The following is a 13,926-nucleotide window of genomic DNA, read 5'->3' as shown; positions in this document are numbered from 1 at the left end:
AGTGTACGACCATGACAAAAGCAGATGTAATTAGACAAGAACTAAGGAAAACAGGAAAATATATGATGGAATACGGATTAGCTTGGGGAACTGCAGGCAATATCAGTGCCCGGACCAGCGGTGATGAATATATGATTACGGCAAGTGGGACCTATCTTGGCGAGTTGGAGGATCAAGATTTAGTCGTTTGTTCGTTAACCGGGGAGGCCGTTGCTTGGGATGTACAAAAACAGTTGGACAGCAATAAAAAGCCATCAAAGGAAACTCCCATGCATCGGGCGATTTACGAAAATCGTCCAGAAATAGGGGCTGTGCTTCATGCTTCCCCATTTTATACCACACTTGTCGCATGTTCTTCCATTGAAATTCCATCAAATTGGTTTGTCGAAACCATGTATTATTTAGAGCGAGTAGAGCGGGTAGGCTATCAACATCCGGGGACGCTCGAATTGGGAGTGGCAGTAGCAGAAAAAGCCAAAGGGGCGAATATCCTTTTACTCGAAAATCATGGTGTCTTGGTTTACGACGTAAACATTAAGGAAGCACGAATGGCACTGCAAACGTTGGAAATGGCTTGTAAAATGCTGATCACTTCTAGGTCAGCCAATATTGAAATGAACGGTCTTTCCCATTCAGTGGAGCGGGACTTCCTTGAGAATGCAGGATATAAGCCGCGTAGAGATTGGAATTTAGGATGATTTTAAAAGAAGAGTCAGGTTCATCTTTGAACCTGGCTCTTCTTTTAACTAGTCTTTCTTTTCACATATTCGGTTGTTGTACCTATTTGATTTTCAATCGATTTTGCAATAAATGAACCTGCCAATAATGCCCAGACCGGTGAACTAATATGGAAAATGGTGATATTTGACATGGCAATCACAAAGGTGAAGGCCGCACTTAGTTTCATCTCAGGTTTCGAAAAACAAACATGCAAGTTGTTGGCAAACACGCCGACAAGCGAAAATCCCACAATCATAGAAATAAACGCAGGAGGCAAGGACTGAATAAACGGGACCAGCCTCCATGCAAAGATCCCAAAGAGTAGAACGATCACTCCAGAAACCACTGCTCCTATATATCTTTTTGCTTTCGGTCCAGCCTCTTCATCCGCACAAAGGGCCGAAGCCATACCAGCCACATTTGCGGATTGTCCCCCAAAGAAGCTGGCAAGAATCGTGAAAAGTCCACTTAGAAAGATGACTTTATTGACCGGGGGCTGAAATTGTTTCTGCTGTAATGCTCCAATTCCCACCGCTGCATCGTTGCTTAAAATCATTAGGACCAGAGGAACAGAAACAGAAAGGATGCTCATAGGATTAACATCAGGAATTTGGAACTGAGGGACGAAAAAACTTGCTGATAATTTACTGTGATTTAGAGAATGAGTAATCAGCAGCAGACAAAACCCTGTAACAATAGCAATTAGCATGGGAGGGATTCGGGTCGTCCATTTACTAAAAATCAAATACGATAAAAGCGATAGGCCGCCGATTACTGCCAATTCATTTATTGAGACAATGAATGCTATCAAATACTTGGTAATCATACCTGCTAACATGGCAGCAATAATTTCTTTTGGTACTAGTGTGAGCATTTTTGAGAAAACACCCAGCAGACCGATGATTAGCATCAAAAGGCCGCCAATAAGATAGGAACCTATCAATTCATGAAAAGTAAACTGGGTGGTGACCGTTGCAAGATAGGCAACCCCAGTAAGACTATGGCCGCCGACGATGGGAATACGGTAATAAAGCGGCAGCAATATACTAAATAGGCCTCCAAACACATAGACGGCAAACATCCAGAGAATCGTTTCCCTCATCGTGAAATGACCATTGGCTGCCGCTTCCAAAATGAGAACGGTTGGGCCTGTTATAATGAGTAATCCTGAAATGAGGCCTGCTGCCGTGTTTTTTATGGTGAAATCTTTTAATGTAGCTGCAACTCCAGCCGGATTTAGCCGCATGAAAAATTTACTCATCATCTATTCTCCTTACTCTGTCCACAATGTCCTTTAACATGGAGATTTTTATTTTAAGATAATAAAAGAAGAAGTGTTTTACCTCTTCTCACCGAATTAACGACTTTGCATTACTTCATGATTTACTAGATTCCGAGGAGTACGCCCTTCAAGTGCATCGATTAGATTATCAGCGGCTAGTTCAGCCATGGTGGTTCTTGTTTTAATACTAGCACTCCCAATGTGTGGTAATGTTACGACATTTGGCAGGGTTAATAAAGGATGCGATCTATCCACTGGTTCTTGTTCAAATACATCAAGCCCGGCAGCCCAAATGGTACCGCCTGTAAGGGCCTCATAAAGGGCTGCTTCATCTACGATCCCACCGCGTGCCGTATTAATTAAAATTCCTGATTTTTTCATAAGAGAAAGTTCATTTCTTCCAATCAGCCCCCTCGTTTCAGGGGTTAACGGGGTCATTACACAGACAAAGTCAGCTTCTTGAAGTAAATTTTCAAGCGAAGTATAGGTTAATCCTAACGTTTCCTCTGCTTCAATCTTACGGCTCCGATTGTGATAGAGGATGTGCATGTCGAAACCTTTAGCCCGTTTTGCTAAGGCCTCACCAATTCTGCCAAGTCCGACAATTCCTAATGTGGCTCCATAAATATCTTGTCCTGTCAGCTGCATTGGTGACCAGGTTTGCCATTTACCACTTCGTAAATAATCGGCTGCTTCCACCACCCGTCGTGCTGTTGCCATCAGTAAAGCGAACGTTAAATCGGCTGTTGTTTCGGTTAATACACCAGGAGTATTGGTCACCATAATTCCGTGTCTTGAAGCAGCTTCGACATTTATGTTGTTAAAGCCGACTGCCATATTACTGACCACTTTTAGTCTTGGTGAACTGGCAAGCAGCTCATCATCAATCGCCTCTGTGAGCAGACAAAATAATCCATCACTTTCGGCTGACTTCTCCTCTAAAACGGACCGGGGGACGGGGATTTCCTCATTGTCCCAAATTTCGACATCGGCGACTGTTTCTATTTTTCTTAGGACGTTTTTAGGGATGGCTCTTGTAATAAACACCTTTGCTCTCATTTCAACACTCCTTCAAAAGTATTATTTTAAAAAAATAAAAGGGATGGATCGTTAGAAAAAAATTCTAGATAAAGAGTACTTTTAATTATAAGTTGTGTCAATACTCTGAATCTTTAATTTCTAACCATGTATACCCTCCAAAAAAATAAATTCCAAATTTTAGCTTGACACCTTTACTAAATATTCGTACTATTTAGTTAATTAATGAATTGTATACAATCTAGTAAAATGTATATTTTTTTAACTTTGTATTCAATTTAAAAATTAATTTAGGGAGATGAGAAAATGACGGTTGAAGAGACAATTAGTAGTTTGGTAGAGCGGGCAAAAGCGGCACAAAAAATTGTGGAGGGATACTCTCAAAGGCAGCTGGATGAATTAGCTGCCGCCATCGTTTATACATTATCACGTGAGGAACTAGCAAAAGATATTGCACAATTGGCTTTAGCCGAAACAGATATGGGTCATGAAGAATCTAAAATTAGGAAACTGACTAAAAAGCTTCCTGCCATTTTCTATCAGATCAAATCAGTAAAGACCGTTGGTGTGATTGAAAGAGATCTGGAAATGGGAATTAGAAAAATCGCCAAACCCGTTGGTGTGATTGGAGCGTTAATTCCAAGCACCAATCCAGAGGCCACCCCCATTTTTAAAGGGGTATTAAGTCTAAGGGCAAGAAATGCCATCATCTTTGCTCCCCATCCAAGAAGTAAAAGAACAACCAGCCGGGTTGTGGATATTATGAGAGAAATCCTTGAGAAAAATGGAGCCCCGAAGGATTTATTTATTTGTATTGATACTCCTTCAAAAGATATATCCCAAGAGTTAATGAAACAGTGTGACTTAACGATGGCGACAGGAAGCGCCGATATGGTGAAGGCTGCCTATAGTTCAGGTAAACCTGCTTATGGAGTAGGCGCAGGAAATGCAGTAGTGGTTATTGATGAAACAGCCGATTTAGCCGACGCAGCAGCAAAAATAAAAATGGGTAAGCTTGGCGACTACGCTTCAGGCTGCTCTGCAGAAAACTCTTTAGTGATAAAAGAAAGCGTTTACGAAGAAATGGTAAAGCTCCTGCAGCAGGAAGGCGGATATCTTGTTAATGCAGAAGAAAAAGAAAGATTGAAAGAAACGATGTGGGTAGATGGTTACCTTTCACGAGAAATTGTAGCCAAACCAGCTGCGCGAATCGCCGAAGCAGCGGGACTAACTGTACCAAGTAAGACCAAATTTATTTTGGTAGAGGAGACCGGTATCGGGAAAGAGTATCCATTTTCGGGCGAGAAGATGTCAGTAGTCTTAACGCTTTATAAGTACCATGATTTCGAGGAAGCGATTGATAAAGTAAACAAGATCACGTCCTATTCTGGCTACGGCCACTCTTGTGGTATCCATTCCCATAATGATGACCATATCATCCAGCTTGCGTTAAATACAAAAACAACAAAGGTTATTGTACGGCAGCCACATGGTGCGGCCAATAGCGGTGCCTGGTTCAATGGTTTGGCCAATACGTTCTCATTAGGATGCGGAACATGGGGCGGCAATATCGTTTCAGAAAATGTAACACAAAAGCATTATATGAATACGACCTGGGTTGCCGAGCCTATTGATCGTGATGAGGCATCTGAAGAGGAGATTTTTGGTGATTTAATCAAAAATGTTGTACTTAATTAGTTAGGAGGAGAAGGGCTTTGGGGAATTTTCATTTAGGACCGACGATTGTTGAATGTAAAACATTTGCTGAATTTATTACCCGCTTTCAGATTTCAGCAGAGGACACTATTTTTACAGAGAAATTCCTCTATGAAAGATACATGAAGGATCAGGTAGATTGCCAGTTTATTTTTCAAGATGATTATGGATTAGGGGAGCCTAGTGACCTCATTATTGATAAAATCTTGAAAGATATTCATGGTCAAAAAATGAAGAGAATCATTGGTATCGGCGGTGGGTCAATCCTTGATATTACCAAACTACTTTGTATTGAAAATGCTGCTTCCACGGAAGAAATCTTTGAGGACCATATTCCATTGGTGAGAGATAAAGAATTGATTCTGATCCCGACCACCTGTGGAACAGGCTGCGAAGTGACCTGCGTATCCGTGGTTGATATTACCAAAAGGAAGAGCAAAATTGGCAAGCGGATTGAGGCCAATTTTGCAGACTATGCTGTACTAGTCGAGGAGTTGCTCGACAGCATCCCACCAAAGGTATTTCTTTATAGCTCAGTTGATGCACTGATTCATGCATTAGAAATTTTCGTTGCAAAAACTGGAAACCCTTACAATGATGTGTTTTGTAAGGAAGCGATTAAAGTAATTATTACCCATTACAAGGATATCTTAGAGAACGGCTTGGAAAAAAGATTCGATCATATCGGTGAGTTTTTAAGAGCAAGCACGTTCGCGGGGATTGCTCTCGCGAATACTACTTGTGGAGCAGTTCATGCCTTTGCTATGCATTTTGGAAGCGCCCACCATGTCCCGCATGGCGAGTCGAATGCAAGATTTTTAATGGGAGTTTTTAATAAGTATGCTGAACTTTCCCCAACAGGTAAATTAGTAGAAGTTTCCCAGATTATTAACGAAGCATTAGGTATTAATGAAGATATTAAAGGATCATTCCTTGCCCTAGAAGAACTGATCAATCAATTAATCCCAAGAAAAAAACTGCGGGAGTATGGTGTGAAGGAAGAGGACATAGAGGTTTATGTTGATAAAGTAATCGAAACGCAGCAAAGGTTGTTAATTAATAACTTCATTGAGTTATCAAGAGAGGACTTAATTTCTATTTACCAAAGCGTTTATTGATAGCCTACTACCATACAAGGGGGATTTATATGAAGCTGAAAAAAATATTATCAACGGTAATGATCGCGGGACTAGTAATTGTTATTTCAGCATGTGGTGGCACATCATCTTCGACAGGAGGATCCGGGAGCGAAACATCCAAAGAAAAGGAAATCGTCTTTAAGTTTGGACACGTATTGGCACCAGACCATCCTTACCAATTGGGAGCAGAAAAATTTAAGGAAGTACTAGAGGCCAACGCACCCCAGCCGGTAAAAGTAGAAATCTACCACAGCGCTCAGCTAGGGAATGAGCGCGATCTTACAGAGGGATTACAACTAGGAACGATTGATATGGCCATTGCCCCTGGGACCATTTCTTCCTTTGAACCAAAAATGAAGGTATTAGATTTGCCCTATCTTTTCAAAGACAAGGAACAAGCGTATAAAGTGTTAGATGGTGAAATTGGCAAGGAGCTAGCAGCAGATCTTCCTGCAAAGGATTTAAGGCTTCTCGCCTATTGGGAAAATGGCTTCCGTCATATTACCAACAGCAAAAAGCCGATCGTGACACCTGCTGATCTTGAGGATTTAAAAATCAGGGTACCGGAGAATACCACCTATGTGGATACCTTTAAACAGTGGGATGCCAATGTAACCACGATGGCGTTTGGTGAACTATATGGTGCGCTTCAACAAAAAACGATTGATGCACAAGAAAATCCATTGGCGTTAATCTCCACCAATAAATTTTATGAAGCTCAAAAATACTTATCTTTATCCGGCCATTTCTATGGACCGGCACAAGTGCTAATTTCGGAAGCGACGTGGAAAAAGCTTTCCAAGGAAATGCAGGCAGCTGTTCAGAAAGCTGCAGAGGAAGCAAGGGATTACGAACGTCAGTTATTAGCTGATAAGGAGGCTGAATACCTTCAAAGTCTGAAGGATAAGGGCATGGTGGTAAATGAGGTAGATAAAGAAGCCTTTATGAAGGCAGCTAAACCTGTATGGGATCAATACGACAGTGAATTTGGCGACCTCATTGAAAAAATTCAAAATGTAAAGTAATGAAAAGATAGAGAAATGCCTGCATTTCTCTATCTTTTTTAGAAAGTAAATCCTTTAGGGTTGGAGGAATGAAGTTATGCAAGTACCAAAAAAAGTTAACATTATTGAAATAGGGCCACGCGATGGTTTACAAAATGAACCCACGTTTTTAGATACCGAGAAAAAGATTGAATTGATTCACCATTTGGTTGAAAGCGGCTTTAAAGAAATTGAAGCGACCTCATTTGTTCATCCCAAGTGGATTCCTAATTTGGCTGATGCGGAAAAGGTGCTGGAAGCAGTACGTCACCTTCCCGCGGACTTTTTTGCACTAGTCCCTAATGCAAGAGGCTATGAAAGAGCCGTTTCCTCAGGTGTAAACGGTGTCACCTTTGTTCTCTCTGCGACCGACTCGCATAGTAAGAAAAACCTGAATTGTACGACGGAAGACTCGATTACTCAGCTATCTTCACTTGTAGAACGGGCAGAAAAGGACGGTCTGCTTTATAGAGCTTCGGTCTCAACCGTTTTCGGCTGTCCGTTTGAAGGTAACCCAGGTCTGGATCGAATCGTTCAAATCGTTGGCCAATTAGAAAAAGCTGGATTTAGGAGAATTGGCCTTTGTGACACGATTGGGATTGCGAATCCGTATCAAGTTTTTACATGGATGAAAAGATTAATAGAGCTATTTCCAGAGATCGAATTTGAATTACACTTTCATAATACTTATGGCAGAGGACTAGCCAATGTGGTTGCAGGGCTTCAAGCAGGAGTCGTTTCGTTTGACAGCAGTATCGGTGGATTAGGCGGCTGTCCCTATGCACCTGGGGCAACAGGGAATATCTCCACAGAAGATGTGGTGAGTCTCCTGACGGAAATGAACATTTCTACTGGAATCAATCAGGAAAAAATGCTCCAAACCTCCAATATCCTCAGGAATTTTCTTAAAAAGGATTTAGACAGCCAAATTTGGCGAGTCAGTACAGCCGCTAATAAATAAAAAAATAGGTAAGGGTACTATGATTTAATCCATGAACCATTTATAATCAAAGCTAAATTAGGAAAACCATCGTTATTTCCTTATATTCATTTGAGAGGAGGTTACGCAATTGAATATAACAAAGGATGAAGAAAAGAAAATGAATTTAAACGAACAAGTTTACTTAACCATTAAAGACCAAATTATTAAAGGAGCTTTTTCTCCTGGTGAAAAATTAGTGGAAGCTAAATTAGTGAAACTATTAAATACGAGCCGTACACCGATTAGAGAAGCTCTAAGAAGGTTAGAAATGGAGGGCCTTGTTGTGTTCCGCTCCTCTCATGGAGTAGAGGTAACCAATTTCACTGAAAAAAGTATGAAGGATTTATTTGAATGTAATTCCGTTTTAGAAGGCTTGGCAGCCAGAAAAGCCGCTGAAAACATTGACGAACAAACCCTTGAATTATTAGAAGAGACGCTTTATTTATCAGGGAAATATTTTGAGAAGGGCCAGATTGATAAGGTTGTGGAAAAAAACACATTTTTTCATGATACTATTATTCAAGCGGGAAAAAATATGAGTGTCGTACAAATGATGTCACATATCCGCTCCCATGTTCTTGCATACCGATCGTTTATCAGTACGTATCAATTTCGCGACAATTTTATAGACGATCATTGGGAGATTTACCATGCCATTAAAAGTCGTAATCCTGACCATGCAGAAGAGGTCATGAGAAGACATATTTTAGAGGATCATCAAGCCATTCTCGCACAAATAGGGGATCATTTTAAAAATAAGAAAAACGAAAGCTAAAAAGCAGTGTACTCTATTAGTGAGTCAAAAACCAAAAATAGGTTCCGCCCCCGCCGCTTTAAAGTGGCGGGGGCGGAACCTATTTTTATTTAAGCTGTAAACTTTTTTCTTCGAAGTACTCTGTTGTAAGTAAGTTAAGCTCTATGGATAGCGAAATATAGTCGGAACTGGCTGGTCCTTTTTCAAGGTATAGTTCATTTAAATCGTGTCTTAAATGAATGATTTCCTTTAAGAGTTCCAAATTTTCGCTTTGAATAGTTTCTTCTTTTTGCATGCATCATACACCTCGCTAAAAATCATCTTTTCTTGATTTTGGAAAGCATGATGACCTACTTATTTGCCTCTATATGAAAGGTTGTCTTTTTATAAATGTTCCAAAACCGTACTGATAGTAACACACGAAATTACTCTTGTGAACGGTGATTTGCAAAGTAGCAATTTTCAAAAAAATGTTAAATGATAGTGATATATTAAATTTAATCCAGTCCCTATTTGATAGACTTTCGATTCATTGTTTCCGGTGGGGAAAAATGGAATTTTGATATAATATTAAGGATAAAAGTAAAAATATTATAAATCTTATCTAAAAAGAAAAAGGGTGAATGTTTGATACCGGAAACTGGCATGTTTGGATACCTACATCCTATATAGCAAAAATGCCAATTTTAAAATGACATAATCATCTAAATTTCTAGGGTTGTAGCCGGTCAGTTTGTCGAGTTTATTGAGCTTGTATTGCAACGTATTTTTATGAATGAATAAATCATCCGCGCTTTTATTAATGCTGCCATTATTTTTTCCGTAAACGTCCAGCAGCAGACTAAATTCCTGTAATTCGTCCTCAGACAAATGAGCAAGTACCTTTTGTACATATAAACTCTTATCATGTTCAGAAGTATGGTTCAAGAATAACCCCAAATCTAAATCTTTAAAATAATAGATGCCATGAGTGGAAAATAATTTTGACCAGCTGATCGTTGTCTTGGCAAACTCATAGGACTGCTTATGTGTGATAGCTTTTGTCGTAGGTAAGCCAATCCCGAAAAGCAACTCCATGTACAGGGTTTCAGATGCTTCCTTAAGCAAGCTGCGAAGACTATATTCAAGATCCCTTGAAAAGGTTTGGTCAATGATCAGGATGATTTCATCATTTTTTATCGTGTATATATTTTGCTGCTTACTCGTGAAGTATTTATCCAATAATCTATGCATTCTTTCTACTATATTTTGCGGTGACGCCTCAGATTTAACCATATTCCCCACGACAACAATTTTGGGTGAACGTAGATTAATGTCGAACATATTAGAAAAAGCCGAGCGTCCTCCCAGATCATCTGGGTTAAAAAGCAAATAATCTATGATCGACCGGTAGTTTTCTCTTAATTGAATGAAGTAGTCCTTTACCCAAGCCTCTTTAATGAGAATTTCTGTCATCTTTTTGATAATTTGTCCATATTGAGCGACTTCGTTTTTTTCTCCGGTAATCCCAATAACCCCAATCAATTCATTTTCAAAATAAATGGGCAGGTTGATCCCTTTTTTTGTCCCTTTAAATTGCTCATCTTCTTCAATGATGAGGTCTTCTTTTGTAGACATGACCCGTTTCGCCCCCTCATGGTAGGTATTAATCCGATCAGGGTCCGTGCTGGCAATCACTAGTCCAGCTGTATCCATAAAATTTAACTCTTGATTTATAATTTTTTTCATATCAGAAACAATTACTTGGGCAATCGTAGGAGAAATCTCCATCTATTATCACATTCCTTACTAAATGATGAAATAAATATGTTATCGATAATAAAAAATTCATATTTTTATACTAAAAACCCTATTACCTATACTATAGCAAAAAAACAGAAAAAAACTAAAATAGTAAGTGTGATAGATGCTTTCTTCCAAAGTAAACATCCTATCACGTAAAAGTTAATCTCTTTAAAAAGCCTCTTCTATCAGAGAGGAATAGAATAAGTAATTTGCATGAGTATTTTAGTAGGATATTAGAAAGGGGAATATAAAATGAAAGTTGGATTTATCGGTTTAGGAATTATGGGTAAACCTATGGCAAAGAATGTCGTAAAAGCTGGTTATGAGGTAACTGTTTATGATTTCAATCAAAGTTCTATTGATGAGCTTGTAGCAGTGGGTGCAAGAGCAGCTCAAAATGGTAAAGAAGTGGCTGAAAACTCAGATGTTGTGATAACGATGTTACCCAATTCTCCACATGTAAAAAGTGCTTTGTTTGCTGAGAACGGCGTGGCGGAAGGACTTTCAACTGGAAAAGCTGTTATCGATATGAGTTCTATTTCTCCAGTAGCAAGCCGTGAATTTGCAGCTGATTTAGAAAAATATGAAGTGGATTTCTTAGATGCCCCCGTTTCCGGTGGTGAACCTGGAGCGATTGCCGGCACGATTGCAGTAATGGTTGGCGGTAAAAAAGCTGTGTTTGATAAATACTATGATTTGCTTATGACAATGGCTGGTTCAGTTACGTATGTTGGTGAGGCTGGTGCAGGAAACATTACAAAATTAGCTAACCAAATGATCGTAGCGTTAAACATTGCAACAGTGAGTGAAGCATTAACGTTTGCAACGAAAGCAGGAGTCGATCCTCAATTAGTTTTTGAAGCGATCAAAGGCGGATTAGCAGGAAGCACTGTCATGAATGCGAAAGTTCCAATGATGTTAGACAGAAACTTTAAAGCTGGCTTCCGCGTAGAGTTACACATTAAAGACCTACAGAATGCTTTAGATACTTCACATGAAATTAATGCATCAATTCCATTTACATCACAAGCAATGGAAATTCTTCAAGCAATTAAAATTGATGGATATGAAAAAGAAGATCATTCAAGTATTGCAAAGTACTTTGAAAAGTTGAACAATATTACTATCGAAAGCAACAAATAGTCTACGGGTAAATAAGAGCGTTAAGAAGGTCGGTTGGGTTTCAGATAAGGAAACCCTGCCTGCCGATTCATCGATTATTCGATCATGTTAACGTCATCCTATAAACTTATTTCCCTCAATAAATAGTCCTATAGGCTGACATTTTATTATTATTATGAAAGCGCTTAACAAAAACCAACGTTTGGTAGATAACGAATCAAATCTGCATCATGGAATGGTTCGAGATTGTGAGGTATGTTTAATGAAAACTGATTTTATTAAAGGCATTATTGTCCCTATTATTACCCCTGTCGACCTTGATGAGCGTATTGATGAAGAAAAACTTCGTTTTATGGTGGACCATGTGATTGACGGCGGCGTTCATGGAATTTTAGCGTTCGGCAGTAACGGTGAGTTCTACATGTTTGAAAAGGAAGAGCTGAGACACGGCTTTGATATTATGGTTGATCAAGCAAAAGGCCGTGTCCCCGTGTTCTTTGGAATTGGCGCAATCCGTACCAAACAAGCAGTGGAGCTTGCGAAAATGGCAGAAGCTAGCGGTGCCGATGGAATTTCGATTTTACAACCGATGTTTCTAAAACCGACCTTTAATGAATTGTATGATCATTTAAAGGCTGTCGCTGATGCCGTTCCAAACACACCGGTATTACTATATAACAACCCTGGCCGAGTAGGCGGTTATACAATGACAGCGGACCTCGTTGAGAAACTTGCACGTGAAGTTGATAATATTGTCGGCATCAAAGATTCAAGCGGCGATTTTACATTATTAAGTGAGTATGTAAGACGTACGAGAGATATAGACTTTAAGGTAATGGCAGGTAAAGATACGCTTGTTTTCCCTGGGTTGTGTATTGGGACAGTCGGCAGTGTGTGTTCAACGGCCAATATGTTTGCTCCATTAGTCACCTCCATTTATGAAAAGTATATCAGCGGTGATATTTCTGGAGCCCTAGAGGCACAGTTTACCTTGAACCCAGTTCGCCTTTCGCAGGATGCTGCAAGCTTCCCTGTGGCAACAAAAGATATGGCTAATTTAATGGGCTTAGAAGTGGGGACCTCCGTTAAGCCGAGTCAAGCTTCTCAAGGACCCGTATTAGAAAATATGAAGAAACAAATGAAAGAAGCAGGCTTGCTGTAAGAATTTGACGGTTTACAAATTGGAAAAGGAAGGGGGGAAACAAGATGAAAATAGTGATTGCTTCAGATTCTTTTAAAGGCAGTGCCTCCACCATTGAAGTAGCTAATTTTATTGAAAAAGGGATTAGAACACTCGATCAAGCGGTTGACATTATCAAAATTCCTATCGCAGATGGCGGTGAAGGGACGGTAGATAGTCTCGTTATTGGCTGCAAGGGCGAATATCGGTATGTAGATGTCATCGGTCCAGCGGGAAATAAAATTAACGCCAAGTACGGACTGCTTAACAGTGACATTGCGATTATTGAAATGGCACAAGCATCGGGGCTGCATTTAGTAGATGAGGAAACAAAAAATCCGTTTGAAACGACTACGTTTGGTACAGGCGAATTAATCAAGTCGGCTCTTGACCAAGGAGCTAAGCAGATTTATGTAGGTTTGGGCGGTAGTGCCACAAATGACGGCGGGGTTGGCATGGTTCAGGCTCTAGGCGGTTCCTTTAAAGATCGAAATGGCCAGGAAGTTGGTTTTGGTGCCAATGGAGTGAAAAGCATTGAAACAATCGATTTGACTCAGTTGGATAAGCGATTAGGTGACGTACAAATCATTGCCTTATCCGATGTGACCAACCCACTTTGTGGTGAAAAAGGAGCATCCTATGTGTATGGACCGCAAAAGGGAGCGTCAGCAGATGATGTGAAAGTGCTCGACGATATTCTCTGTGAATACGGAGATAAGATCAAAGACCAATTGGGTATTGATATTGTCGATGAAGCGGGAGCAGGTGCTGCCGGCGGTTTAGGTGCGGGGTTAATGGCTTTCTGTCATGCTAAATTAGACCGGGGCATCAACAAAATCCTCGAAATTATCGACCTAGAAGGAAAACTGAAGGATGCTGACCTTGTCATTACAGGTGAGGGACGAATGGACGATCAATCCCTTAATGGAAAGGCGCCAATCGGAGTAGCCACGGTAGCGAAAAAGTACAATATTCCCGTTGTAGCCATAGTTGGCAGCGCTGATTACGACTTACATGAGGTTTATAAACATGGCATTGATTTAGTGGTAGATACAGTCATCAAACCGATGCCATTGTCAGAGGCAATAGACAATGTGGAGAAGTTAATTACGAATGCCGGTGAAACAGCTTATCGTGCCTTTTGTTTAAAAAAATAAGTACTACT

The 13,926-nt window shown here is 40.0% G+C and carries 13 protein-coding genes; 9 read left to right on the top strand and 4 right to left on the bottom strand.

The annotated features are described in order from the left end of the window. Positions 1-11 precede the first annotated feature (11 nt). On the top strand, positions 12-698 hold the full coding sequence (locus AC4E8C_RS20955) for a class II aldolase/adducin family protein (protein WP_490208562.1): 687 nt from the start codon (positions 12-14) through the stop codon (positions 696-698). 44 nt (positions 699-742) lie between these two features. Here the strand turns inward: AC4E8C_RS20955 and AC4E8C_RS20950 are convergent, their stop codons facing one another. Further along, complete coding sequence (locus AC4E8C_RS20950; RefSeq protein WP_490208561.1) at positions 743-1,984, bottom strand: benzoate/H(+) symporter BenE family transporter; 1,242 nt, start codon at positions 1,982-1,984, stop codon at positions 743-745. A gap of 93 nt (positions 1,985-2,077) precedes the next feature. Further along, complete coding sequence (locus AC4E8C_RS20945; protein WP_490208560.1) at positions 2,078-3,061, bottom strand: 2-hydroxyacid dehydrogenase; 984 nt, start codon at positions 3,059-3,061, stop codon at positions 2,078-2,080. Positions 3,062-3,346: 285 nt separating this feature from the next. On the opposite strand from AC4E8C_RS20945, the gene AC4E8C_RS20940 reads away from it, so the two are divergent. The 5 genes from AC4E8C_RS20940 to AC4E8C_RS20920 all read left to right on the top strand — a co-directional run bounded on the left by AC4E8C_RS20940 (position 3,347) and on the right by AC4E8C_RS20920 (position 8,695). Then, positions 3,347-4,738 (top strand): aldehyde dehydrogenase family protein, encoded by a 1,392-nt coding sequence (locus AC4E8C_RS20940; protein WP_490208559.1) that lies wholly within the window; start codon positions 3,347-3,349, stop codon positions 4,736-4,738. 17 nt (positions 4,739-4,755) lie between these two features. After that, on the top strand, positions 4,756-5,874 hold the full coding sequence (locus tag AC4E8C_RS20935) for an iron-containing alcohol dehydrogenase (RefSeq protein ID WP_490208558.1): 1,119 nt from the start codon (positions 4,756-4,758) through the stop codon (positions 5,872-5,874). A gap of 29 nt (positions 5,875-5,903) precedes the next feature. Beyond that, positions 5,904-6,920 (top strand): TRAP transporter substrate-binding protein, encoded by a 1,017-nt coding sequence (locus tag AC4E8C_RS20930; protein ID WP_490208557.1) that lies wholly within the window; start codon positions 5,904-5,906, stop codon positions 6,918-6,920. Between the two features lie 76 nt (positions 6,921-6,996). After that, on the top strand, positions 6,997-7,899 hold the full coding sequence (locus tag AC4E8C_RS20925) for a hydroxymethylglutaryl-CoA lyase (RefSeq protein WP_490208556.1): 903 nt from the start codon (positions 6,997-6,999) through the stop codon (positions 7,897-7,899). A 109-nt stretch (positions 7,900-8,008) separates the two neighbouring features. Continuing rightward, the gene (locus AC4E8C_RS20920) at positions 8,009-8,695 is read left to right on the top strand and encodes a GntR family transcriptional regulator (protein WP_490208555.1); all 687 of its coding nucleotides are present in this window, start codon (positions 8,009-8,011) and stop codon (positions 8,693-8,695) included. 85 nt (positions 8,696-8,780) lie between these two features. Here the strand turns inward: AC4E8C_RS20920 and AC4E8C_RS20915 are convergent, their stop codons facing one another. Beyond that, positions 8,781-8,969, bottom strand: coding sequence for a hypothetical protein (locus tag AC4E8C_RS20915; protein WP_490208554.1), 189 nt, complete (start codon positions 8,967-8,969; stop codon positions 8,781-8,783). A 362-nt stretch (positions 8,970-9,331) separates the two neighbouring features. Then, the gene (locus AC4E8C_RS20910) at positions 9,332-10,444 is read right to left on the bottom strand and encodes a CdaR family transcriptional regulator (protein ID WP_490208553.1); all 1,113 of its coding nucleotides are present in this window, start codon (positions 10,442-10,444) and stop codon (positions 9,332-9,334) included. A gap of 267 nt (positions 10,445-10,711) precedes the next feature. Between AC4E8C_RS20910 and garR the strand changes: the two genes are divergently transcribed. The 3 genes from garR (at position 10,712) to AC4E8C_RS20895 (ending at position 13,918) form a co-directional block, all read left to right on the top strand. Further along, on the top strand, positions 10,712-11,602 hold the full coding sequence (gene garR, locus AC4E8C_RS20905; RefSeq protein ID WP_490208552.1) for a 2-hydroxy-3-oxopropionate reductase: 891 nt from the start codon (positions 10,712-10,714) through the stop codon (positions 11,600-11,602). A gap of 241 nt (positions 11,603-11,843) precedes the next feature. After that, positions 11,844-12,743 (top strand): dihydrodipicolinate synthase family protein, encoded by a 900-nt coding sequence (locus tag AC4E8C_RS20900; RefSeq protein ID WP_490208551.1) that lies wholly within the window; start codon positions 11,844-11,846, stop codon positions 12,741-12,743. A gap of 44 nt (positions 12,744-12,787) precedes the next feature. Beyond that, entirely contained in the window at positions 12,788-13,918 is a 1,131-nt protein-coding gene (locus AC4E8C_RS20895; protein WP_490208550.1) for a glycerate kinase, read from the top strand. The last annotated feature ends 8 nt before the right edge of the window (positions 13,919-13,926 follow it).

Source organism: Neobacillus sp. SRL179, from assembly GCF_984799095.1.
The sequence above is the reverse complement of the archived record's forward strand: the minus strand, read 5'-3'. Positions and strand labels throughout refer to the sequence as shown.